General features: G+C 39.0%; 23 protein-coding genes and 2 riboswitches. Of the genes, 4 read left to right on the forward strand and 19 right to left on the reverse strand.

What is annotated here, in order from left to right; all coding sequences use genetic code 11:
* Positions 1-47: 47 nt before the first annotated feature.
* Positions 48-653: a DNA-3-methyladenine glycosylase gene (locus DRW42_RS22695; RefSeq protein WP_113951162.1), complete on the reverse strand. Its 606-nt coding sequence runs from the start codon at positions 651-653 to the stop codon at positions 48-50.
* A gap of 12 nt (positions 654-665) precedes the next feature.
* Positions 666-1145, reverse strand: coding sequence for a GAF domain-containing protein (locus DRW42_RS22700; protein ID WP_113951212.1), 480 nt, complete (start codon positions 1143-1145; stop codon positions 666-668).
* A 128-nt stretch (positions 1146-1273) separates the two neighbouring features.
* Here DRW42_RS22700 and DRW42_RS22705 point away from each other — a divergent pair, with 128 nt between their 5' ends.
* Both DRW42_RS22705 and DRW42_RS22710 read left to right on the forward strand, forming a co-directional pair.
* Entirely contained in the window at positions 1274-1972 is a 699-nt protein-coding gene (locus tag DRW42_RS22705; RefSeq protein ID WP_113951163.1) for a DUF3291 domain-containing protein, read from the forward strand.
* A 10-nt stretch (positions 1973-1982) separates the two neighbouring features.
* Complete coding sequence (locus DRW42_RS22710; protein ID WP_113951213.1) at positions 1983-2234, forward strand: hypothetical protein; 252 nt, start codon at positions 1983-1985, stop codon at positions 2232-2234.
* A gap of 791 nt (positions 2235-3025) precedes the next feature.
* On the opposite strand, the gene DRW42_RS22715 is transcribed toward DRW42_RS22710, so the two are convergent.
* The 14 genes from DRW42_RS22715 to DRW42_RS22780 all read right to left on the reverse strand — a co-directional run bounded on the left by DRW42_RS22715 (position 3026) and on the right by DRW42_RS22780 (position 18975).
* Entirely contained in the window at positions 3026-3355 is a 330-nt protein-coding gene (locus tag DRW42_RS22715; protein WP_113951214.1) for a Dabb family protein, read from the reverse strand.
* A gap of 95 nt (positions 3356-3450) precedes the next feature.
* Positions 3451-3957 carry a YMGG-like glycine zipper-containing protein gene (locus tag DRW42_RS22720; protein WP_113951164.1) on the reverse strand — a complete coding sequence of 169 codons (507 nt, stop codon included), beginning with the start codon at positions 3955-3957 and terminating at the stop codon, positions 3451-3453.
* A gap of 130 nt (positions 3958-4087) precedes the next feature.
* Positions 4088-4813 (reverse strand): Dph6-related ATP pyrophosphatase, encoded by a 726-nt coding sequence (locus tag DRW42_RS22725; RefSeq protein WP_113951165.1) that lies wholly within the window; start codon positions 4811-4813, stop codon positions 4088-4090.
* Positions 4803-5495: an SIR2 family NAD-dependent protein deacylase gene (locus DRW42_RS22730; protein ID WP_113951166.1), complete on the reverse strand. Its 693-nt coding sequence runs from the start codon at positions 5493-5495 to the stop codon at positions 4803-4805. The genes DRW42_RS22725 and DRW42_RS22730 overlap by 11 nt, the downstream gene beginning before the upstream one ends.
* Positions 5495-6085, reverse strand: coding sequence for a hypothetical protein (locus tag DRW42_RS22735; RefSeq protein WP_113951167.1), 591 nt, complete (start codon positions 6083-6085; stop codon positions 5495-5497). Before DRW42_RS22735 ends, DRW42_RS22730 begins: the two co-directional genes overlap by 1 nt.
* Positions 6086-6087: 2 nt before the next feature.
* Positions 6088-7023 (reverse strand): ABC transporter substrate-binding protein, encoded by a 936-nt coding sequence (locus DRW42_RS22740; protein WP_113951168.1) that lies wholly within the window; start codon positions 7021-7023, stop codon positions 6088-6090.
* A gap of 338 nt (positions 7024-7361) precedes the next feature.
* Positions 7362-7952: a DUF6580 family putative transport protein gene (locus tag DRW42_RS22745; RefSeq protein WP_113951169.1), complete on the reverse strand. Its 591-nt coding sequence runs from the start codon at positions 7950-7952 to the stop codon at positions 7362-7364.
* A 40-nt stretch (positions 7953-7992) separates the two neighbouring features.
* On the reverse strand, positions 7993-9861 hold the full coding sequence (locus DRW42_RS22750; protein WP_113951170.1) for a TonB-dependent receptor plug domain-containing protein: 1869 nt from the start codon (positions 9859-9861) through the stop codon (positions 7993-7995).
* Positions 9862-9959: 98 nt separating this feature from the next.
* Positions 9960-10153, reverse strand: a riboswitch (cobalamin riboswitch).
* A gap of 1244 nt (positions 10154-11397) precedes the next feature.
* Positions 11398-12504, reverse strand: coding sequence for a DUF5074 domain-containing protein (locus DRW42_RS22755; RefSeq protein WP_113951171.1), 1107 nt, complete (start codon positions 12502-12504; stop codon positions 11398-11400).
* Positions 12505-12513: 9 nt separating this feature from the next.
* Complete coding sequence (locus DRW42_RS22760; protein WP_113951172.1) at positions 12514-13446, reverse strand: PKD domain-containing protein; 933 nt, start codon at positions 13444-13446, stop codon at positions 12514-12516.
* Positions 13447-13498: 52 nt separating this feature from the next.
* Entirely contained in the window at positions 13499-14632 is a 1134-nt protein-coding gene (locus DRW42_RS22765) for a PKD domain-containing protein (protein ID WP_113951173.1), read from the reverse strand.
* 26 nt (positions 14633-14658) lie between these two features.
* Complete coding sequence (locus DRW42_RS22770) at positions 14659-15780, reverse strand: YncE family protein (RefSeq protein WP_113951174.1); 1122 nt, start codon at positions 15778-15780, stop codon at positions 14659-14661.
* A 19-nt stretch (positions 15781-15799) separates the two neighbouring features.
* On the reverse strand, positions 15800-16939 hold the full coding sequence (locus DRW42_RS22775) for a YncE family protein (protein ID WP_113951175.1): 1140 nt from the start codon (positions 16937-16939) through the stop codon (positions 15800-15802).
* A complete protein-coding gene (locus DRW42_RS22780) occupies positions 16936-18975 on the reverse strand; it encodes a TonB-dependent receptor plug domain-containing protein (protein ID WP_113951176.1) in 2040 nt (679 codons plus the stop codon). Before DRW42_RS22780 ends, DRW42_RS22775 begins: the two co-directional genes overlap by 4 nt.
* A gap of 96 nt (positions 18976-19071) precedes the next feature.
* Positions 19072-19267, reverse strand: a riboswitch (cobalamin riboswitch).
* An 84-nt stretch (positions 19268-19351) separates the two neighbouring features.
* Between DRW42_RS22780 and DRW42_RS22785 the strand changes: the two genes are divergently transcribed.
* Positions 19352-20599 (forward strand): serine hydrolase, encoded by a 1248-nt coding sequence (locus tag DRW42_RS22785; RefSeq protein WP_113951177.1) that lies wholly within the window; start codon positions 19352-19354, stop codon positions 20597-20599.
* A 105-nt stretch (positions 20600-20704) separates the two neighbouring features.
* Complete coding sequence (locus tag DRW42_RS22790) at positions 20705-22108, forward strand: sigma-54-dependent transcriptional regulator (protein WP_113951178.1); 1404 nt, start codon at positions 20705-20707, stop codon at positions 22106-22108.
* 68 nt (positions 22109-22176) lie between these two features.
* Here DRW42_RS22790 and DRW42_RS22795 read toward each other — a convergent pair whose 3' ends face one another.
* The 3 genes from DRW42_RS22795 to DRW42_RS22805 form a co-directional block, all read right to left on the reverse strand.
* Positions 22177-23967 carry a chloride channel protein gene (locus DRW42_RS22795; protein ID WP_113951179.1) on the reverse strand — a complete coding sequence of 597 codons (1791 nt, stop codon included), beginning with the start codon at positions 23965-23967 and terminating at the stop codon, positions 22177-22179.
* 75 nt (positions 23968-24042) lie between these two features.
* Entirely contained in the window at positions 24043-24765 is a 723-nt protein-coding gene (locus DRW42_RS22800) for an RluA family pseudouridine synthase (protein WP_113951180.1), read from the reverse strand.
* Positions 24766-24953: 188 nt separating this feature from the next.
* The gene (locus DRW42_RS22805) at positions 24954-25643 is read right to left on the reverse strand and encodes a response regulator transcription factor (protein WP_113951181.1); all 690 of its coding nucleotides are present in this window, start codon (positions 25641-25643) and stop codon (positions 24954-24956) included.
* Positions 25644-25659: the final 16 nt, after the last annotated feature.

Raw genomic sequence — 25659 nt, forward strand, 5'->3', positions numbered from 1 at the left:
TAGTATATGAATGAAAAACAGGAAGAAGGCTAAAAGGTTTTCATGAATTAAACCTTATTTGGCTTACTGACGTATTTATTACCTTTTACAAAAAAACGCCATGGCAGTAATGCATGCTCCTTGGCATAAGCAATCCCTACCCGTGGTGTAGCCGCAATATCTTCTTCCTTATATTGAATTCCGTGATCCTCAATCCAGATTTCCTCCCCAGTAAGATATTTGGTATTAAATGTCCTGTCGATCCCTAAAGCTTTAGCAGCAGAACCTGGTCCGGCAGAGATAGCACCTTTAGTATAGGGCATATTTCTTCTTTCTTCCATGATCTCGATACCTACCAGCGGCTCAATACCCCTGATTAATACTGCATGGGGATCGTTTTCGACCGAGGTAACAACATTAAAAAGGTTATGCATGCCATAACAGAGATAAACATAAGAAATTCCGCCAGGGCCGTACATAATTTCGGTACGGTTGGTGCGGCGGCCGCCATAAGCATGCGAAGCTTTATCTTTGATCCCGAAATAGGCTTCCGTTTCAACAATGATACCGGCAGTGATTTCATCACCTATTTTAGTATACAACACCTTACCCAGCAGATCTTTGGCAAGACCAACTACATCCTCATTGAGGTAATATTCGGGTTTTAATTTCAATACCGATGTAAATTATCTATTTAATAAAATAGCTATAACCTGCTCTAAATAAACCTGATCCGTATTATCAAATTTATCCAGAACTTCACTATCCACATCAAGCACACCGATCACTTCACCATTTACTATCAAAGGCAAAACAATCTCTGATTTTGAGGCCGATGCACAGGCAATATGTCCGGGAAATTCTTCCACATCAGGAACAATAATGGTCTTCGCTTCTGCCCACGATGTTCCGCAAACCCCTTTGCCTTTTTTAATCCTCGTACAGGCAACAGGCCCCTGGAAAGGACCAAGCACGAGTTCGTCCTGTTTAACAAGGTAAAAACCTACCCAAAACCAGTTAAACTGTTCTTTAAGTGCTGCAGCAACATTGGCGAGATTGGCGATAAAATCTGTTTCACCATAAAGCAGGGCTTCAATCTGCGGAATGATCGACTGATATTGCTCCTCTTTGGTGCTATTGCGGGTTATAATTAAATCTTCTGCCATTTTATTTTTCTGTAAACCAAAGTTAATCATGATTTATGAGATGTAATGCTGATTTGCTTTTAATGACGAAAATTTGAATGATAAGCTATGTTTAAAATCCTTAGTTTTGGCAAATTAACCATTACACAATGATTGTCGCTTTAACCATTACCAAATTCCGCGGTATCACCATTCCTTTTGCATTTATAGGGATGGCGGTTTTAAGGATTCCTTTATGGTTAAATAAACGCTGCAGATTCTGGAAATTAATGGGCAGCGGAAAAGGTGCCCAGGTAGATTTAGCCCCGGATTTTAAACACTGGGCAGTACTAACCACCTGGGAAAACCAGCAGGATTGCGATACTTTTTATCAAAATTCATTCGTGATAAAATGGTTCAATTTCTTTGGAACAGAAAGCTTTACCATCTTATTAAATCCTTTATCAAGCCATGGGTTATGGTCTAAAAAAGAACCATTTAAGATTGAAAAATCACATAAAAATCATACTGGGAAAGTCGCGGTAATTACCAGGGCTGCGATCAGATTTAACAAACTTAAAGAGTTTAAACAGAACATTAAAAGAGCTGCAGATGCCATGCGTAATGCACCTGGTTTTATCCTGTCGGCTGGCATTGGCGAAAATCCATTTTTCGACCAGGCTACATTTTCAATATGGGAGGATGCAGAAAGCATGAAAGCTTATGCGTACAAATCTTTCGATCATTCAGACATAATTAAACTAACCAGGGAACGCGAATGGTACAAAGAAGAACTATTTGCCCGTTTTGAAATTATAGACAGCTGGGGAACGCTAAATGGCGCTTCAATTAACAATACAAACGAATAAACACAATAACATGAGAGTAGTAGCAGAACTTCCGCACCCGGAGTGTAAGATCACCATTTTTTCGATGAACCAAAAATTCATCATCAAATTTGAACAGGGCACTTTTGAGCAGAGTTATAAATTAGCCGAACTCGACCTGAGTGGAGGAGGCGTAAATGATGTATTCGAAATACTGGATGAAGAATTTATCCAAACGGTTATAGAAAAATTTAAAGTGATGCGTGCAGACTTCACTGCGGCTTATAAGAGGCATCAATATTAGAAATAAGGAATATAACTTATTGATATATAGAATATTTTATATTGTATCAGAATTATATTCTGAATTTTATGCAATTTTAAAATAATAAAACAATAGACAGAAAGAGTATTTATTCAGATGGAACACATTAACCATCTGATATAAAGAATTTTAATGATGTTGACAAAATATAATTCTGAGTATTGATTTTGCCAAATAAATGGGAGGTTTGTTAGTTTATTGGTCATTTTCCGTTGGTTTATTAATTAGCGAAGCGCAGGTGACAATGCTCAAATTCAAAACGTCATCTCGACTAAAAGCAGTGGAATGCCCGCCTGCTTCGGGCAGGGAGAGATCTATTCTTAAAGTTTAAATTATATAGATTTCTCTGCTACGGTCGAAATGACGGATTGCGGGAAGATTCCGTGCTGCGCCCAGGATGACAGAAAAAGAAAGATGCGCAAAAATAAATCTGTGTTTATCTGTACGCATCTGTGGTTAATATAATAAAGAGACCCTGACACAAGTTCAAGGGTGGCGCCACTCCTTAATTACAACCTGAAATAGATTTCTCCACTCCCGTCGAAATGACGGATTGCGGGAAGATTCCGTGTTGCGCTCAGGATGACAGAAAAAGAAAGATGCGCAAAAATAATTCTGTGTTTATCTGTGCGCATCTGTTGTTAAATATAATAAAGAGACCCTGAAACAAAGTCAGGGTGACGGCACTCCTTAATTACAACCTGAAATAGATTTCTCCACTACGGTCGAAATGACGGATTTCGCAAAGGAGTCGAAATGACGGAATGAGGTTATAAAATAACCGTATCGTGCACCACTACCCTGTACCAGTTCTTAGAGAACTTTTCTACCGCATCTAAATGGGTTTTATCTTCCTGGTAGGCATTATGATCAGCGATATTTGCAAAAGTAATGGTAAGCGAGTAGGTAAAAGAATTATCGGTAACCGGGCGCACCGGTGTATTTGCTGCCAAACCATAACTCAATGTTTTGATATATTTAATTGGTTTCAGGCTTTCGAAAAAGTTGGCAAATTCTGCGATTTCTGCTTTAGTTAACTGTGGTTTTAACCAGAACATTACAAAATGCTGGATCTGGCCTTTATCTGCGGTATCGGTCATGGGTTCTTTTTTTGCTAAATATATTAAACCTTTTTTATCGGGCATAAAAAAAGTCCCGATATAAACCGGGACTTTCAATGTATATTTAAACTTTATTAGTTTTTAGGTTGTACACGACCAGATTTTCTGTCTTCGCCTCTACCGATCAAATAACCGCCACCGGCTCCAACTAAACCACCGATAATGGCACCTCTACCTTTTTTCTTATCGATTAAAGCACCACCTACAGCACCACCAACACCACCAATTACAGCACCTTTGGCAGCATCACTCCAACCTTTTTTCTTAGCAGTTGGCTGGGTACCACCATAAGCACCGCTTGAACTACCACCAGAACCTGAACTTGCATAAGATCTTGACGATGCTGCCCCTGCTCTTCTGGCTGCTGCCAACTCGGCCTGGTGTTTAGCTTCTTTTTCCTGTTCTATTTTCGCCGCTGCAGCTTTATTAAAGCTATCTAACCTTAAGCTATCTTTTACAGCTTTAATGGCCAATTGTTTTTCTGCTTCTTGTTGTTTTAAAGCAGCTTCTTCTTTTGCTTTGTTATTACATGCAAACAAAACAGAAGTACTTAATGCGATTACTACCAATATCTTTTTCATGACTTTAAATTTTTAATGTTCTTATTTAGCTACCTAACCTTGCCAAAAAGATTTCATTTTGGGATGTGCGATTTAGTTAATTATAACTACTAAAGAAAAAATGATGCCAAAATGTTTTGAAAATGAAAAATTATGGCAATAAATCGTTATACCAGAATCCGGAAAGTACTGTAGATGAACAGGGTGAATCCTCATTTGCGTCGATTTTAGCTGGCGCATTGTATGTACGGAATACCCGTTCTCCGATGGTGAATGGTATTTTATTCCTGAAAATTGGCCCCTCAAACGCAAAGGTATGAAACTCTCCGTTTTCACCACAGGGATCGATTTCTGCGGGTAGATTATTGATTAAATCCTGACTGATTACTTTTCCACAAATGTTTTCCAAATTTTGCTGAACACAAACTATGACGGTTTTATAGCCCATATTTAAAAAATCACCGATTAATTGACTGGTATCCTTCTGCCATAACGGGAAAATGGCCTGGAGACCGATTTCGGCAAGTTTGTTTTCCCGGTATAAACGGAGGTCTTCCAGAAAAATATCTCCAAAAATAGAATGGGTAATGCCTTCTTGTTTAAATTTAGTAAGATGCATTTTCATGGTGCTGTCGTAAGTTTCCATATCGGGCATTTCACCCAAACGGATCTGGTACAACGGAATGCCAATACTCTCGGCCTGTTTAATCAACAAAGCTTCCCTTACGCCGTGCATGGAAACGCGGTTATACTTTTCAGTAACCGTTGTAATCAGGTATCGGATTTCTAAAGTCGGATCCTGCAAGGCATAATGGAGTGCCAGCGTACTGTCTTTACCCCCGCTCCAGTTAAAAATGCAGATCTTTTTATCGGGCATTGGCTAAAATTGCTTTAAGTTCTGCCATGCCTTCTACCGCATTTTTTTCGATGTTGATGACGTTTTTATAACGTTTTACATCAGGTGTTTTTGGATCGATAATGTACTTATCTACAACTGATGGAACAAAATCGATTAATCCTGCTGCGGGATAAACAGCCAGTGAAGTACCGATCAGTACAAATATATCTGCCTGTTTGCACAGTATGGCGGCCACTTCAATCATGGGAACGGCTTCGCCAAACCATACCACATGCGGCCGCAATTGCGAACCCAACTCGCACAGTTCGCCCATTTTAATTTCTGAACCCTCAATTGGATAGGTTAAATTTGACCTTAAATCAGATTGCGACCTGGTAATTACACCATGAAGGTGGGTAACTTTGCTAGAACCTGCTCTTTCGTGCAGGTCGTCGATATTTTGGGTGATGATTTCGACATCAAAATCCTTTTCGAGTTCGGCGAGGATCTGATGTGCCTGGTTAGGTTGTGCAGCCAAAACCTGTTTTCTTCTTTCGTTATAAAACTCCTGTACCAGTTCAGGGTTTCTTTCCCAGGCTTCGGGTGTGGCCACATCGTAAACGTTATAACCTTCCCATAGTCCATCAGAATCCCTAAATGTTTTTAACCCACTTTCGGCACTGATCCCTGCTCCTGTTAAAACAATCAGCTTTGATTTCATTATTTTAAATTTTTAATCCCTGCCAGCCTGAAAAGCCTGGCAAGAAGTTCGTATTTCCCAAAACAGGTATCCCATAACGTTGGACCATGCGTACCCTTGTAACTCCTGCTTACCCAAACATTGTATCCAGTTCCTGAGAAACAGATATTCAACGCAGCTATTGGTTTATTATTTTCGTCGAGATAAACAATTGCATTTTCCGGAATACTGCAATCGAAAACCAAAATTTTTAACGGTGTGCCCTTATATTTATAGTTAAATAGTGTTTTATTTAACGAGTCGATCTCTGAACTGGAAAGAAAATATTTTTCTTTGATTACATCATCATCCAGAAATCCGTTTTTTAAATAAGGCGTTTGGTTGGCAGGATTAGTATTATTAAAAGATATGTACAGAATTTTCCTGGCATATTTATAAAAATCCGTTTTTCTGATGCGTTCATAATCAGTAGCTTTTCCATCATGTGATTTTATGACACATTTACAGGCTTCTATATATTCGGCAACAGCAGAATCTGTATATTTTTTATCTTGCGCATTGCCATAAAAATAAACGAAAATACAAGTGAGCGTTAAAAAGAGACACTTCATATTTAAGATTGATAATGTTTTATGGTATCAAGTTTTATGAACTTTTTCGCAATGTTTTCATCTGCTTTAAAAATCTCCGGATGGAACATGCAAGCCAAAGCTTCTATACCTTCTACCAAAGTGCCAACGCTTGGCTGTGTAAACATATCAAAGTCGGCAATGTACACCTGATTATTTTTTACAGCTTCAAGGCTATCCCAACCAGGTTTTGAAGTTAATAACTCCATTTCTTCCAGACTTCTCTGTTGATCAAAACCACATGGTGCAATTACCAGTACCTCGGGATTGTATTTCTGGATTTTATCCCATTGGTTAACAATAGAATCTCCGGCAGGGTTCGATAACATGTCTACTCCACCTGCGGCGGCAATCTGAAAGGGAATCCAGTGTCCACAATTATAAATGGGTTCGATCCATTCCATCAGCATCACGCGCTTTAAAGGAGCGCGGTTTGCCCTTAACTGATCTAAAATATGATCTGTTTTTCTTTGTAAACCAGCCAGGTAATTTAAAGCCACTTCTTCTTTTCCCAAAGCCCTGGCAATGGTGATGGCGCATTCAAAAACATCCTGAAGGTTATTCGGCGATAAAGGAACCAGCGTTGGTTGTTTGCTCAACTTCATTACCGCAGTTTCGGTACATACGGTATCGATATTGCATACTTCGCAGATATCCTGTGTGAAAACGACGTCAGGCGAAATGCTTTCTAAAAGTGCATCATCAACCCAGTACAAACTTTTACCCTGTGCTTTGGAAGCCGAAAATATCCGGTCGATTTCGATACTCGAATAGTTTTTACCTTCGAGTATACAGCGTACCACTTTTGGCTGATCTGCAGCTTCTTTGGGGCATTCGAATGTTACGCCATACAGGTATTCCTGCAGGCCCATATCGTAGATCATTTTGGTTGCGGCTGGTAAAAAGGAAACGACTTTCATTTGATGGAAAATGTAAAAGGTAAAATGTAATTGATGTTCTAAGTTAAAAAAAATCCTTTTCTGAATAGCTTAAAAAAGGGTTTTTATTTATTTTCAAGTGGTGTAATATCGATGTATTCAATTCTTTTTTAACCAAGTAAGGCATTTAAGGATCATATAAGCTTACGTGCTCCTATATTCAGTGGCAAATTAACAGCTAAGTCTTTATTTTTTATGACCACCTTAGACTCCTTAGCTCACCTGAGTTTTTAGAAGCCATAAAAAATCCCCTTTTGAATTTAATCAAAAGAGGATTTCTGTTTATTTTTCTGGTCGATAGTGAGCCACCAACCAGGTATTTATAATTTTTGTGTTTGCAGTTTTAATACCGGGTATTTTGCTTTCAAGATTTCGAAAGCGCCGAAAAGCAATGCACCGTAGATTACTGTTCCTTCGAGGAACCTGATTTCGAATGGAATTGCTTTTACCAAACAAGCCCAAAAACCTGCTAAATCCTGGGTATAAGCCGGGTTATTATACCAAACACCAATATCGCTCACAATCCAGTGGATTAAAACAATAGTCAAAGTTGAGGCCAGTAAACTTATCACATTTACTTTTTTAAGCAACAATCTTCCTGCTAATACCATTAATGCAAAAGCAATATAAGTCCAGTACCAGCCTTCGTATAAAAAACCGCTGCTGTACTTACTGAATATGGTAATCGATAAAATGAAATCGCTTAAAAACAAACTTAATAAAGGAAAGGCGAATGCTTTAAGATGATCTTTAAAATATGCTCCACCAAATAAGGCTACTGCTCCTATCGATGAGAAATTGGCAAACTTTAATTCATCAGAGTTGAATGTTACCAGCAAACGGAAGCCCGTAATTGCGAGAATCATCAGCAACAAAATTAAAGTGCGTGGATTGAATTTTAAATGAGACATTTTATTTTGGTTAATATGTATACTGCAAAGTTAAATTTTATTAGTGTATATTAAAAATAACGCCGGTATTAAAGTTAAAGCCTGGCGTACTGTAGCCAATAATTTCGCTATACTTTTCGTTCAGGATGTTTTTGGCGTCAAAAAATATCTTTACGCGTTTTTTTGCCAATGCATATTCGGCATAAGCACTCAACAGTTTATATGATGGTAAAAGCTCATCGATAGATTTGGTGGTGAAGTAAGTATCGTAGCGGTTTCCGAAATAACGGAAGTTAGCGCTCACATATAAATTTTTCGTTGCCTGTGCACCTGCATTAAGGCCAAAAGTGTGCTTTGGTCTGCGGATTAAATAATTGGTGGTTCCGGTATTCCCTTCTACATAAGCATAGTAACCGTTAATGTTAAATACACTAAACTTTGCTGCGGGTTCTACTTCAAAACCTTTAAATTTCTGGCTAGCCTGGTTGATGTAGCCTGTAGTATAAACAATGGCGTCAGTTAAATCGCGTTTGAAAGCAGCTACGCGTAACGTAAACGCTTCATCAGCAATATTTAAGTTTACACCGGCTTCATAATTTTGCGATTTTTCAGGTTTCAAATCCAGATTGGCACCATATTGACCAAACAACATATTCAAAGTAGGAATTTTGAATGCAGTAGAAACTGTTCCAAATAATTTCACTTCTTTGATGATATTGATGCTGGGGGTAACGGAGTAAGTATAGTTTTCGCCATATTGATCATGTTTATTATAACGTCCGCCAACTTCGAGATTAAAAACACTTAAATCATGTAAGAACAATGATCCGTAAGCGGCGAAAATATTGGTAGTAGGATTTTTAGTATCGGTAATCAATTTCATTTTTCTATTATCAATACCCACCAATAAGTCCAGTTTATTGCCCAGTTTCTGGTTGTAAAATAAATCGACCACATTAAGTTTACCGAAGTTTAAAAATTTACTTTCGAAACCTGCATAACTGGAGTTTACATCATTCGAGTTACTCTCGTGGCTATAGTTAAGTGTTATTTTACCGGTATTGAATTTATATTCTGAGTTAAAACCTGCACTAAACTGTTTTAAAATAGAATTATTGCTTGGTAAGCCATCAGTAAACGCACCTTCATCTATTTTATAATCGCCATAGAAATAACGCAGGAACGGATTAACGGAAAAATGTTTATCTAGTTTGATTCCGAAATTAGCATTTAAACCATCGGTTTTAAAGCCGTCTTTGTCAAATGCAGCGGTACTACCGGCAGGATTAGCAGCTTCAGAAATTCCATCAGTTTTAAAATGGGTATAATTGATATTGTAAGAAAAACCTTCAACACCGCCATTTAAGCCAATGGTTCCTTTATAAGTTTCGTAAGTACCGGCACTGGCCACGCCATAAATGGTATTGCCTTTTGGTCCGCCTTTTTTGGTTACAATGTTGATTACACCAGCAACAGCATCCGATCCGTAAATGGTAGACTGACCACCTTTTAAAATTTCGATATGATCGATCTGATCGATCGTAAACAGGCGTAAATCGAATGTACCACTCACACTCGCCGGATCATTCTGTACAATACCATCAATTAATACCAATGTATAACCACTGCCCGATCCCCTGAAAAAAATACTTTTATCTTTCCCCTGGTTACTGTTTCCACCGCTGATGATGATACCAGCCTGCTCGTTCAATAAATCGGGCAATGATTTACCATTGCTGCGCTCCAGTACTTCGCGACTGATAATGGTAACCACTTTACCTGTTTGTGATTGTTTCTGATCGTTCTTGGTTGCAGAAATTACAACATCTTTGAGTTGTAAACTGTCCTGGTTTTGAGCATTAGCCAGCTGGCTAATCATTAACTGTGCTAAGCCAAGGCCTGCTACAGTTAGCATACTTTTTTTGTTCATTTGATTGTGAGTTTTGCCCACAGCCAACAGATTAGAAAAGGAAATGAAAATACGAACAACGTTAATATCTCAATCCTAGCTTCAATCCCCGAAAGCTATGAAATTAAACGCTAAAGGCAGGTCTTCTGACTTGCTCCCGGTTTTCTGTCTTCCCACCCGGCAGTTAATCGGGCAGTGACTTATAGATTGAAAAACGTTACAGAGCTTACAGCTGCGGGACAGTTACAGATTTACACTGTATTCCCTTTTAATCCCGGATGTAAAACCGGGAACCAAAAGCAGCGCAAATGTAATAAAAAGAGTGGAGAGTTAAAGACACAGCAAAGAGTGCCGCCTTTGTACTTAAAAACATCATGATTTAAGCCCGGAGCTCAATCGCTACACCTAAAAGCATCATGATTTAAGCTTAGCTCCTAATCATTAGCATCCGGAGCTCAATCGCTGCACCTAAATGCATCATGATTTAAGCTTAGCTCCTAATCATTAGCATCCGGAGCTCAATCGCTGCACCTAAATGCATCATGATTTAAGCTTAGCTCCTAATCATTAGCACCCGGAGCTCAATCGTTGCACCTAAAAGCGTCATGATTTAAGCTTAGCCCCTAATCATTAGCGTCCGGAGCTCAATCGTTGCACCTAAAAGCATCATGATTTAAACTTAGCCCCTAATCATTAGCGCCCGGAGCTCAATCGTTGTACCTAAAAGCATCATGATTTAAGCTTAGCTCCTAATCGTTAGCGCCCGGAGCTCAATCGTTGCACCTAAAAGCATTATGATTTAAGCTTAACTCCTAATCATTAGCGCCAGGTGCTCAATCGTTGCACCTAAAAGCATCATGATTTAAGCTTAGCTCCTAATCATTAGCGCCCGGAGCTCAATCGTTGCACCTAAAAGCACGGGCTGTTCAATAAATTGTGATTGATTAAATCAATGGCGAGCGTTTGGGAAACGGGGCAGCTATCTTCTGTGTTCTCTGTGCTTCCGTGGCAAAAATTAAATTGGGTATAAGTAATCGGGATAGCGGAAAGTGTGTATTGAAGAGCAGAATAATTTAGGTATTTTCAAATTCGCACATTGTAAAAAGATGGAAATCAGTTTTTTAATTTGAAAATGGAAATCAGTAACGTTTCGGAAACAGCAGTCCCGTTGTCCGCTGTAGCTCCGATGAAAAATCGGAGGCTGCCGCTACTACCGGGTTTATAAATGAGGGCTTGTTGTAAATCAAACTTCATAAAAAAGGCCTGCAATGATGATAATCGGGATAGCAGAAAGTGTGTATTGAAGAGCAGAATAGTTTAGGTATTTTCAAATTCGCACATTGTAAAAAGATGAAAATCAGTTTTTTTAATTTGAAAATGGACATCAGTAACGCTTCGGGAACAGCAGTCCCGTTATCCGCTGTAGCTCCGATGAAAAATCGGAGGCTGCCGCTACTACCGGGTTTATAAATGAGGGCTTGTCGTAAATCAAACTTCATAAAAAAGGCCTGCAATGATGATTTTGCAGACCTTTAACATTTGAGGCATTATAATATTTTAATGGAAGATGGCTAAATCGTTAAAAAATATCTTTGTAAAATCGGTGGTCACTCCGTCGCCACCATACTTAATTCTTTTAACCAAGGCACCGGTTGATGCATTATAAATCAGCAAATAGTTCACTGTTGAAGCCGCACCATATCCTTGAATGCCGTTTACCACAATATAATCTTTGTTTTTATCATAACGGATAGCACCGTAAACCATAAATGGGTCTTCGGCAATGGTAATAAAAGGTTGTGCCAATGATGCTGCATTTCCATCTACATATTTATAAATCGCTTTGCCTGAATGATAGAAAACGGCATTTTCTTTTGTTGATGCAGTAATGCGGGTTGGTGCATCCAATCCAAATGTTCCTACTGCCACAGGTAATGCAATACCAGCAGTATCTAAATTATTATCAATCGCAACTAAACGACTGCCGGTTGATGCCCAAATTTTCCCGTTCGGCGTTTGTGCAAACCCACGGCTAATATTAGAGAAACTCTTAACCAGCGAATAATTATTGGCTGATACAATTTTGGCTCCATTGCTTTGTAAAAGGTATACATAATCGCCTTTTTTCCACATGTCGCCGGTATTTAGAGCACCAACAGAAGTTAGTTTATTTTGCACAGCAAGTGTATTTAGGTCGATCTGATAAACGCCATCATTTGCACTTACCAGGCCCCTGTTTCCATCAACCTGTAAAATGCTTCTCCAGTTGCTGGCCTCCTGTACATATCTCGCCTCTTCTTTTAAGGTGTACTCGTTTATCTTTACAATCGGTCCGTTTACCTTGCACATTAAATAAATGCTTCCGTTAATAACTGAAGCAAATTGCAGTGTACTGGTTTTGGCAGCATTTGATAATATTTTACCCGAATTTTCCTTTTCATAAGCCCTGGTATTCAGTGTATCTTCCCCATAACGGTAAAAACTTATAGCGCCCGGGTTTTGTCCATAAGAACCTTCGCCGATTACAAAAAAGCCATTTTCGTATTTGCCAACAACAGGATCTACCTGCAGGTTATCTTCTACACTGTCTTTTTTACAAGAGTACAGGCCTGTTGTAAGAAATAATGCGCCTACTAAAATTTGCTTTAAGTTAAATTGTTTCATATTGTGTATTTATTTTTTTAAAAGTTTAAGATCAACTGCTCCACCAAACTCAGTTGAAATTTCGCCCAGGTAACGCGATCGTTCATTATCATTATCGGGACTAAAAGGATTTCCATTGCTATTTTGTCCGGTGTATACCTTTACAAAATCGATCGATGTAAGGCTTACTTTTTTACCGGCTGCATCAACCGCCCAATCGATATCGAAAGTATTGTAGCCTCTTCCCAGCGATTCCTGCAAAGCAATGTACTCGCTCGATCCATTGTCTGAATAGCCAAAGGCAAAAGGTTTGTTCGTGATGATATCTCCAGGCACAAGGGTGTTTTTAAGCAATGTACCTGTAAAAGAAATTTCGTTCGTAGTTGCCCACGGTGGAAAGTAATCCTGTGTATGAAACTGATTCCTAAGCACTAGCCCCTCTTTACCCTGATTATCTGTCCAGCGCACATCATCCGTTATTTTTGCAGGTTTGTAATAAGTGATCTTGTAGTTCTTGATGGTTGTTGCGGCATTGTATTCACTTCCGGCAAGTTCATACCAAACATCATCAGGCAGGCCGTTTTTGTTTACATCCTGCATAACGCACACAATGCCTGGTTCAGAGAATTCCATATCTGCGCCAATTAACGGATTGCCATAAATACCCAGGTCGGCACCAGCGGCATTGCTAACACTGTGATCGAAACCAAATACGATGAAACCGCCATAAGCACCAAGCGAAACCAGGCCATTGCCGGCACTGCCAATAAGAATATCGGTTTTAACAAGGTCGTTGGTAAATTGACCTGGTGCTTGTTTAAATTCGTATATTTTATTTAAATAAGGCGATTGGGGAACAGCAGGTTTTTCTCCCTCGCCTTCTTTCTCAACTGCACTATCCTTTTTACAAGAAAAAAGCACTGCCGACAAAAGCATTATTGCCGTAATAAATTTTGTTTTCATATTAAGATTATTGAAAAAAGAGCGTTAATTCAGTATAATCTTTTTTTTATAACTATTTAATACCTAAGTCCATGGCACCTTTAACCTCGGTTGATATTTCGCCCAGAAGTGTATTTCCTTTTTCGCGCTGACCGGTATAAACCTTTACAAAATCGATGGTATTTAAGGCGATTTTCTTTCCGTTTTTATCAACGGCCCAATCCAAATCAAAGCTGTTGTATCTTTTAGTGGCATAATCATCATCGGCAGACCAGCTGTCGGTATAACCCCATGGAAATGCACTGTTAATGAAAATACTGCCGTTTTTGCCCCAGCTGGATGGCAATAAAGTTCCTTTGAAGGTTAACTTTTCCTGGTTAGGTGCAAATTCGGGATAGTAATTATGCTTGTGGAAGTTATTTACATCGTAAGTTCCGCTATTGCCCTGGTTATCCGTCCAGCTTACATTGGCAAAACCTTTAGGGTTGGTATAAGTGATTTCGTAATTTTTTATAGTTAATGGGTTGTTGTATTCGCTGCCAGCCAGTTCATACCACTCATCATCTGGTTTACCATTACCGTTCACATCCTGGCTCACCATTACAATGCCAGGCTCGGCCCATGGTGTTGTGCCGCCAATCGGATTTCCATAAATGGCTAAATCAGCACCAGCATTATTCACTACAGAGTGGTCGAAACCGAAAATAACATAGCCTCCGAATCCACCCAAACTAACAAGCCCGGTTTGAGATACATCGCCAATAATTTTTTGTGCACCGGCTAGGTTTCCCAAACTTTCGTTAACAAACTGGCCCGGTCCTGGCAGGTAATCGAAAACAGTGGTAATAAATTTGGTACTGTTAGGGCCTATAGCCACCACCGGAACAGGAACGCTTACCGTATATTTGTGAGAGAACGAGCCGGCACTATTACTTGCGGTATATTCGATTACATAAGTACCGGCGGTGGCCGGAGTAAAGTCGAAATTATAAGCGGTGCTTACTATTTTACCATCCAGTTTCCATTGGTGATTAAAACCAACACCGTTATTTGTTCCGGCGGCAAAAGCAATTTTTGTATTTACTTTCGATGTCATGTTTTCTCCTTTAATAAAGAGGTTAACATCAGGGGCAACTTCATTGTCTTTTTTACAACTGTAGATCAATGTTGTAATGCTGAGCATTAATATCAGGTAACTTTTTTTCATTTGTTATTATTATATATGATTGAAATTTATTCGTATTTATATGTATAGTTAAATACAGCATGCTGAGGCAGCACGCCGGTTGCAAAACTGAATTTTACTTTACCATCTGTACCTACACAATAAGCAGTGCCTGCAGTACCGTTATAACTGTTGGCATCGGCAACCATTACATCTTTACTGAATGGATTTATTGTTAAGCCATAAATAATGTTTATCGTATGGCCATCGGTGATTAAACTTGAACCCATTGCGCCACTAACCGTATTTAAGGCTTTGATATCAGGATTGGTGTAAATATCTTTCGATACATAAGCTGCAGAACCGTTGACCGCAATAGCGCCAAGATCATAATCATAAGAAGCTGTTTTAGTATCGCTTACACTGCTGATCCTATCCAGCGACGGATTGTTTTTGATGATATAATCATTCCAGCATACCACAAATAAATCGCCGTTATCTGCCGCCTGTATCCTTACCGGATTATTGTTTACGGTAATATCTTTTATTTTGGTAAAAGTGGCTAAGTCGATTACTGATATCTTGTTTTTCGCGCCGTTCTGATAGTAAGGATGTGATGAATTGCATACATATAACTTTCCGTTGGCTACCGCCAGTTGCTCCAATCCTTCTGAAAGCATAATTTCTCCATCTATAGCCATCGATGCGGTATCGATACGGCTCACTTTTCCGTCATAACGCGAAACGTAGGCTTTATCTTTAAAAAATGCCACGAACCTTGGGATATAACCATCAGTTGCCGAATTAAACGGAATCCTCTTTAATGATCTGCAGGTTTTGATATCGATGATATCTAAAAAAGACTGCCTGCTACCCTGAATACCTGCCACAACACAGTACATTTTGCTGCCATATTGTTCTAAATCGTTTGCTGTTTCTCCTAGTGATACATTGTTTACCTGCTTGTAATAATCGGCAACAGTTGTTTTTGTAGCAATATCATAGTATGATATAACACTGTTGTTATTGCCCATCAATCCTTCGCAAAGCATGTAAACACCATTAGTGCTACTTATAACCAGTTGTTTTTCGGCTATTTCGGTGTGGTCTTTTTTACAGGCTGTTATGATACCTATGCAAAGCATCATAGCAATAACTGCTTTTCTTTTTAATTGTAAATGTGTTTTCATTATATATTGGATTTGGTTATCAGTATACAAATGCAAAATGTGCAGGGATGTCGCCTGTTATTACAGACCATTTCTTTTTTCCACTGCTATCGAAACAGTAAAGCGTGCCGGGGGTAACATAATCTTTGGCATCGCTCACATAAACATCTTTGGTTAGAGGGTCTACGATAATTCCATAAGGGATTTTAACCTGCACATCTGTACCATCTGTAATGAATTTTTTGTTCATCAGTGTTTCGTCTTTTATATTAATCATCGAATAGGTAATGGTATTCTTCTGCTGGATATAACTCCACTCTGTGGCATAGATATAAGCTATGTCATCATCAATCCAGATGTTGCTGGCGGCAATGTCGAATGTTTTTTTAATCTGATCGGTTTTGGTATCGATTACAAAAAGTTTAGAAGGGATATTATAGTAGTCACCCCTTGAGGTTACATAAAGATCGCCGTAACGGTCGGCCTTTAGCCTGTCGAGGTTAATAGCTACATCGATACGCTTGCTTTCGGTAAAAGAATTAAGGTCGATAACGGATACCGTTCTTTCATAATTAGGCGGACTATAACCACCAGAGTTTGCGATGTAAAGTTTTTCGCCTACGATAGCCATTTCTTCCGGTTGCCTGCCTACTTCAACCTTGCGCTGTACCTGAAGGCTAACCGTATCTATTTCTGAAATATTTCCATTAGGCGCATTAGGATCGCCAACTTTACCCAGGTATGCACTTACATAAGCCTTACCGTTATGAAAGGTTACATAACGGCAATTGGTGATATCAATCTGTTTGATTTTTTTTGCCGTTTTTACATCCAGTATTTCGAGTTTATTAGAAACATTCACAACCACATACATTTTTGATCCATAAATACCAATATCATTTCCCACATCACCAAGTCCCTTCACTACTTCAGGATTGGCCTGGTTGTAAATATTACGTCTGTATGTACCCGCCCGTAAATCCACATAATCAAGCGAAGCCTTATTCATGTTCATATTCCCCTCATTAAGCACATATAATCCTTTTACTATGCCCGAAGGGTTGGGCGGAAATGCGGTTTCGCCTTGTTCGGGTATAACTGTCGGCGCTTTTCTGCATGAGCCAAATAAAATTGCTATTATGCCTATCAGCAGTATTTGGTACTTATTATTTATTCTCATATCGTATAATTAAACTTGAAACGGTAGAACCTCATCGGCATCGGGAAATTGGCGATTATCCAGCGGGCCTGATTAAAAATATTGTTGATCTCTAAATTGATTTTGGCTTTTCTTCCGAACAGATCCAGGTGATAACCCAAACCCACATCGTGCGTATACCATGGATCCATGCGGTTATATACAGCGCTTTGACTGGTACTGATCTGGTTATAACGTTCGCCTGCATAGATGTAACTGTAGTTCAGTTCAAACTTTTTCCAGTCGGCCCCTAAAATCAGCGATCCGGAATGAAGCGGTATATAAGGAATATTATATGGATATATATCTCCTTCGGTAACATCTCTTGCTTGCTGGTAGGAATAACTGAGGCCTGCATTTAATGACAGCTGAGCAGCTATTGCCCAGGCCGACTGTATATTTACCTCAGCCCCTTTTACCGCTACCTTACCGATGTTATACATCGTCCACCGGTATAAATTAGAGCTTGGTATGGCTACAATTTTATCTTTAACCTGGTTGTAATATAGATCGGCCTGAATAGAAATGGAAGTTAGTGCAGTATTTAGTGGCTGAATATTGTAAGTTGCACCAAAATCATACTGATTGGTAAACTCAGGGCGTAAAAGCGAATTCCCAATAAAGGTATAATACAGATCGTTAAATGTTGGCAGCCTGAAAATATTTTTATAAAAGGCCCTCAGCATAAAATCTTTACTGCCAAACGGATAATAACCGGCCATCACCGTAGGCGTAAATTCCTGTTTATTGCCGGCACTGGTATATTCTCTTACTTTATCAAACACAAAAGTGCCCAGTAGTGATGCCTGTAAATTAAAATTATCCAGCTTAAATTCTGATGCAAGGGCAGCCAGTACGGTTTGCCTGGTTGGATAGGGAAAGCGGTATAAATTTGCGTTGAGTTTGTTCCATTGATAATCAGCTGAAAAGGATACATTCCAAACCGGTAAAATGCGATAGCGGTTTGCTGCGGAGGCATAAATTTCCTGTTGATGGTAGCGGTTATCTAAAAAACCATCGAGTGTTACAAAATCAGGATCAAGGTAACGCATGTAATCATTGGCATACTTTGCGTTGATCATCAAAGCATAACCTTTACTTTCAGCCGTTTCGAAATGCCCCTGAACAAAAATATTCCTGTCCCACTGCCGTTGTGTAAAATCGTATTTATTGGAAACAACGGCTCCGGGTAATCCCCGCTCTGATGAATAACCGTATGCTTTTAATGTCCAGCTGGCGCTATCTTTCAGCGTACCATTTAAACCGGCTTCAATCCTATAGGCATTCAGGTCGGTATTGGTTCGCACAATTGTGGTGTCGAAAGTGCCGTTTCGCTCCCGGTACCTGTACTGCCCATCAGCGTTTACCCATTCGGTACTGAGCGAAACAGATGTCCTATCCAATATTTTCTGTTCGTATAAAAAAGACGGATTAACCAAACCAAACGAACCTGCTTTAAGCCCTAAACGGATATTGGATGAACGACCATCTGCAAATTGCGGTTTCCTGGTTTGCAAATAAATTGTACTGGTAGCTGAAAATGATTTGGCCGGCTGGAATATATTCGCTTTCTGACCATTGTACAACGCCACTTCTTCCATGTTATCCAGCGAAAACCTGCCAAGATCCACCTGTCCGTTTTGCGCATTGCCCATCTGTATACCATCATAAAAAACGCTGGTTTGGTTGGTGCCCATACTTCGCACGTTAACGGTTTTCAGTCCGCCGATACCACCATAATCTTTCAGCTGAACCCCACTGAAATAACGGAGTGCATCGGCAACCGAAAAACTATTGAGCCGTTGTAGTGCCTCACCGCTGATTACCTGGGTCGGTGTTGAAGAAGTATTTCTTACCGATGCTTTTTTGCCGCTTACCTTTACCTCATGCAAAAGCCTGACTTTGGCGGTATCAATCTGCGCCAGCGAAATATTTGGCAAAATAATACCAATACCCAATGCGGATGCAAAAGCAACATAAAACCGGATGTTTAATAAAACACCTATAATTTTAATCATTTTGATTGTGAGTTTAACCCACAGCCAACAGATGGAAAAGAAATGAAATACGAAAAAATACGTTTACCTCACTCCTAGCTTCAATCCCCGAAAGCTATGAAATATAATGCTAAGGCAGGTCTTCTGACTTACTCCCGGCTTTCCGGCCTTCCCATCCCGACGTATCGGAACAGTGGCAGATTGATTGGAAATCCGTTAAGGAGCTTACAGCTGCGGGACAGTTACAGATTTACACTGTATTCCCTTTTAATTCCGGGTGTAAAACCGGAAACCAAAAGCAGTGCAAAGGTAACAAAATTAGACAACATGTAAAATGGATGATGGAAAACGGTCTTTTTAATGGAAAAGCCTAAATTAGGAATCAAAATTTTCAATTATGAAAAGGATTTTAACTATTGCATTATCGCTGATGATTTTATCTGTTATGGCACAAAAAACCGATACCATTTTCTTAAAGAAATTGATGGAAGCCAAACCTGATCTTTTTTCAACAGTGCTCAGCCATCCGGATCACAACCAGGTGCAGATTCTTTATACCCAGATTAACCGCGATGCTAAGAATCAACCAACATTTAAAACCTTCAGCTATAATTTAGATCCGCACCATTATTTTTACCCTGCCAGTACGGTTAAGCTTGCTGCGGTAATTTTCGCTTTAGAAAAGGTAAACCGACTAAAAAACACAGGGCTGAGTGCTAAAAGTACAATGATTACTGATAGTGCATATAAAGGACAGAACAAAGTTTTGAAAGATACGAGTGCTAAAAGCGGCCTGCCATCTATTGAACATTATGTTAAAAAAATACTGCTCACCAGCGATAACGACGCCTTTAACCGCTTATTCGAATTTATCGGTCGTGCCGAGATTAACGAGAAGCTAAAAGCAAACGGATTAAACAATAGCCGTATTTTAAACCGTTTGGCCATTGGCGATGCCGGCGAATCAGCCAAACATACCAATCCGATTAAATTTTATAATGGCGATAAATTGGTGTATGATCAACCGGCTCAATACGATCCAAAAGAATATGAACTGCAGTTAACTAACCTGGTGATGGGTAAAGGTTATATGGATAGTACCGATAAATTGGTAAATAAACCTTTTAGTTTGGCCGGAAAAAATGCCTTTGCCATTAATGATCAGCAAAAATTGATGCAGAAACTGATTTTCCCGGAAGCATTTCCTGCTAATAAAAGATTTAACCTAACTCCGGAAGACTATAAATTGATTTACACCTACATGAGCAAATACCCAACGGAAAGCGATTTTCCAAAATATGATCCGAAAGAATTTTGGGCTGCCTATGCCAAAATGCTTTATTATGGCCGCGAACAGGTAACGCCAGATCCAAATATCAGGATCTTTAATAAATATGGCGACAGTTATGGTTACATTATCGACAACTCCTATTTCGTTGATTTTAAAAATGGAATAGAATATTTTCTCACGGCAGTGGTGCAAAGCAATGAAGATGGTATTTTCAATGATAATAAATATGAATACGAAACCGTTTGCTTTCCTTTTATGAAAAACCTGGGCAGAACCATTTATGAGCTGGAACTGCAAAGAAACAAAAAACATAAACCAGATTTCAGTAAATTCAAAATCGATTATAATCCTTAAAACCTTTCGCTTAATTGATGGTTTATAGCCTATAAATTGTATAAAAAACTATACATTAATTAAAAAATAATATATTCGCATTTCAAATAGAAGAATACATCTCTAATGGCTAAATTATTAATAATTGACGATGAGCGTGCGATAAGGAGTACCTTACGCGAAATCCTGGAGTATGAAAATTACGATGTAGAAGATATCGATAACGGTATTGATGGCCTCGAAATGATCAAAAAAGGAAATTTCGATTTGGTTCTCTGCGATATCAAGATGAACAAAATGGATGGTATGGAAGTGCTCGAACAGGCACAGATCATCAAACCCGACCTTCCTTTCATTATGATTTCAGGTCATGGAACAGTTGAAACCGCCATCGAAGCCAGTAAAAAAGGCGCTTTCGATTTTATTTCGAAACCACCTGATTTAAACCGTCTACTGATCACTGTACGTAATGGTTTAGACCGTGGAAATTTAGTTACCGAAACCAAGGTTTTAAAACGTAAAGCCAGTAAAACCCGCGAAATTTTAGGAGAATCGGAAAGTATCTCTAAAATTAAAGAAACCATTGAGCGTGTAGCCCCAACCGAAGCCCGTGTATTGATTACCGGTGCAAACGGTAGCGGTAAGGAATTGGTAGCCCGCTGGTTGCACGAAAAATCGAACCGCGCTGATAGTCCGTTAATCGAAGTGAATTGTGCCGCAATTCCTTCTGAATTAATTGAAAGTGAGCTGTTTGGACACGAAAAAGGTTCATTTACGTCTGCTGTTAAACAACGTATCGGTAAATTTGAACTTGCAAATGGGGGTACCTTATTTCTGGATGAGATTGGCGATATGAGCTTATCGGCCCAGGCAAAAGTTTTACGCGCCTTACAGGAACATAAAATCTCACGCGTAGGCGGCGAAAAGGAAATTGAAGTAAATGTTCGTGTTTTAGCAGCTACAAATAAAGATTTATTAAAAGAAATAGAAGATGGTAATTTCCGTATGGATTTGTACCACCGATTAAACGTAATCAACATCCACGTTCCGCATTTAACAGAAAGAACCGACGATATCCCGGTAATTGCACAGAACTTTTTAGAAAGTATTTGCAGTGATTACGGCATGCCGGTAAAGAAAATTAATGATGGTGGTATGGCAGCATTACAGGCTTTACCGTGGACAGGTAACGTGCGTGAGCTACACAATATGATTGAGCGTTTAATTATTTTAAGTGATAAGGTAATTACCGAAAATGATGTGCGTGCTTTTGCAAACCCTGGCGGCGGAACCAATATTGGTGCTGCAACAAGCACACAAATTGCCGGTGCTGGAGGTTCAGCTTTAACTTCATCATTCGATTCGTTCAATAATTTCCAGGATTATAAAGACCATGCAGAACGTGAATTTATCAAATTTAAACTGGAAAAAAATAACTGGAATGTATCAAAAACAGCTGATGAGATTGATATTCAAAGAAGTCACTTGTACAGTAAAATAGAGAAATTCGGCTTAAAAAGAGCGGAATAGCATTATAGCAAAGAAGTCAAGTTTTAAAAACTTGACTTCTTTTTTATGTTGCAACATTCCAACCCTTCTTATCCCATATAATCATTTTGCCTCATCAGCAAAGCCCTGTATTTGTTAAAAATTGCCGTTTTAGATACAAAACCCAGGTATTGGTTCTGAGTTGTTAATACTGGTAAAATCCAAACATTATCCTGTTCCATTTTCTCTAATACTAACTTCAGATCATCATTTTCACCAATTGTGTTAGGGGCAGGCTGTACCAGATATGATGCTTGCAAATGATCTTTATCCGGATTTTTAATCATTTCATTAAACAGCTCCTCGATGTAAATAATTCCTTTAAAATCTCCTACTTCATCAGTTACAGCTATAACGTTTTTATGCGATTGCATAATTTCATTCATTTTGATTGAAAGCAGATCATCCATCTGCAACTGCGGATAACTTTTCTCAATCAGGTATTTCAACTTCATCTGGTTTAAAACCGTAGTATCCTTATCCTCGTGCGATAACAATTCGCCCTTATCAGCCAGTGCTTTGGTATAAATAGAATGTTTTTGCGAACTGCGGTTAATGGCGTAAGAAATCGCTGTGGTAATCATCAGCGGAACCATTAAAATATATCCCCCTGTAATTTCGGCGATAAGAAAAATACCCGTTAATGGCGCATGCATAATGGAACCTAAGGCGGCCGCCATGCCAGCTACAATAAAATTGGATACATTTAACTGTGCCATACCCGATAGGTTTACCACATAGGCAAAAATAAACCCGATTAAACCACCCATAATCAAACTTGGGGCAAATGTACCACCATTACCACCTGCACCTAAAGTAACCAGTGTAGCAATCGATTTCATAAAAATAGTAACCACAGTAAACAATATCACGACAGCTGAAATAGAGCTGTAATCCGCAAAAATACTGTTATTGATCACAGTGTGATAATCACCTTTTAGCAAGCCTTTTATGGTAATGTATCCTTCGCCATAAAGTGTTGGGAACAGAAATACCAATGCGCCGAGCATCAGGCCACCCACAATCACTTTTGTGTAAGGATGTTTTATTTTATAGAACAATCCTTTAACGACATAGTTAGCTTTTGTAAAGTAAATGGAAAATAAACCAATAAAACAGGCTAAAATTACGTAGTAGAACAAGGCGTTCACTTTCCAACCTTCTGTAACCAGAAAGAAAAGCTGTTGGGTATAAAATAGCCTGGCTACTACAGCGGCCGTTGCCGCAGATAATAATAATGGAATAAAGGCCGGGATGGTAAATTCGGGTAATAGAATTTCGATTGCAAAAACGATGCCTGCCACCGGACTATTAAATGCTCCTGCAATACCTGCGGCGGCTCCACAAGCCACCAGCATGGTAATTTCGCGGTAGGATAATCCCAGTAAACGACCAAGATTGGATCCGATTGCCGATCCGCTGGTGACTATGGGCGCCTCTAAACCGGTAGATCCACCAAAACCAACTGTAACGGCTGCGGTAATAATCTGCGAATAAATATTGTGTGCCTCAACCTTACTCGATTTTTTTGAAATGGCATAAAGCAAGGGCGTTAAGCCTGTTTCGAATTTCGTTTTACGGATAAAATATTTAATATACAATACCGTTAAAAAAATCCCGATCATTGGAAAAATAAAATACAGGTAATATTTGTATTTCCAATGCCAATCTGATTGAAGAAACTCTTCGATGTGGTGGGTTAAACTTTTTAAAGCGGCAGCCGCCAATCCGGCTAAAACACCAACAATTACGGCAAGGATAATTAAGAAATTACGGTTTGATATTTTAGATTTACGGTACTGATTAATCTTATCAAGGTAATTTACAAATCTGATGTACATGCTATTGTTTTTTAACAGAGGGCGATGCCCAAAAGTAACAAAAACAAGCCGGAGAAGCCAACTTAAAGACTTCTTTTATGCATCAAATTTATCCAATAACTTAATCAGGGTTGCAAAATCTTTCGGGTATGGTGCATCGATCACAATATCCTGATCGTTCAATCCTTTGAAAACCAAATGACGGGCGTGTAAAGCAAAACGTTTCATAATCGGTTGCTCCTCTTCACCTTTGGTTAATTTATACCCCCTCTTAATCGAAGAAAGAAAAACAGGTTTACCTTTATACATATCATCACCTACAATAGCGGCCCGTTGTGTGGCCAGGTGGATCCGGATCTGGTGCATTCTACCTGTGATCGGCTTGCACTCTACCAAAGTATAATGTTTGTAGTATTTTAAAGAGTTGAATATCGTTTCGGCCCTTTTACCTTCAGTCCTATCGATGGTTACATTTTTATTACCATCGTTTAAAATTGGCAGGTCAACCGTTAAATCATCAAAAATAACATGGCCATCTACCACAGCGTGGTAAGTTTTATTCACCTTTCTTCTTTCGAACTGCATAGATGCATGGCGGTACCCCTCAGGGTTTTTCGCAATAATCAGAGCTCCCGAAGTTTCCTTATCCAAACGGTGACAAACCTGTGCATCATCGCTATATTGTTTGGCTAAACGCAATACATTGGTTTCTCCTGATCCACCACGTTCATCGAGCGAGGCTAAAAACGGAGGTTTGTTGATAACAATAAAATCGTTGTCTTCGAAAAGAATAAGGTCTTTAAAATTTGGAAACTTCAAACTGTGTGTAATTAATGAAGCGCAAAAATACGATTTTATTTTTTATTGATTCAGAAATTAACCACAGATAAAAAGGACGAACACAGATAACGTTTAGCATTTGGTACGTTGGTACATAAAAAAACACAGATTAAACCTCAGAAAAAAATCTGTGTTAATCTGTGTATATCTGTGGTAAGAATATTTCTTTAAGAAAGCTCGAACTTATAGCCCACACCTTTTACAGTAGAAACATAAGTTTCGCCTAATTTTTCCCTTAATTTACGGATGTGAACATCAATAGTCCTGTTGGTTACCACTACCGAATCTTCCCAGATATTTTTAAGGATCGATTCGCGGGTATAAACCTTTCCGGGTTTTGAAGCCAGTAAATACAATAGCTCAAATTCCTTTTTGGCCAGTACTACTTTGTTACCTCCCTGGAAAACCAGGTAAGCTTCGCGATCGATTACCAGATCTCCGATTTCAAGTTTATTTTCTGATACTTCTTCAGTTCCGGCATTTCTCCTTAATATCGCATTAATGCGGCTTACCAAAGCACGTGGTTTAATTGGTTTTGCGATATAATCATCGGCACCAACATTAAAACCTGCAATTTCAGAATACTCTTCGCTTCTGGCCGTTAAGAAAACCATAAAAGTATTCTTAAATTCAGGGATTGCCCTCATTAAGCGGCAAGCTTCAATCCCATCCATTTTAGGCATCATAATATCCAGGATGATCAAATCCGGATGAACCTTTTTCGCTACAGTAATTCCCTCCTGGCCATTGGTCGCTGTGAAAACCTGATAACCCTCTTTCTTCAGGTTATATTCAATAAGCTCCAGAATATCTGGTTCATCATCAACAATTAATATTTTCTGACCTGCGTTGTTCATAGTTAAATATTTGTTA

This window comes from Pedobacter miscanthi (assembly GCF_003315595.1).
GTDB lineage: Bacteria > Bacteroidota > Bacteroidia > Sphingobacteriales > Sphingobacteriaceae > Pedobacter > Pedobacter miscanthi.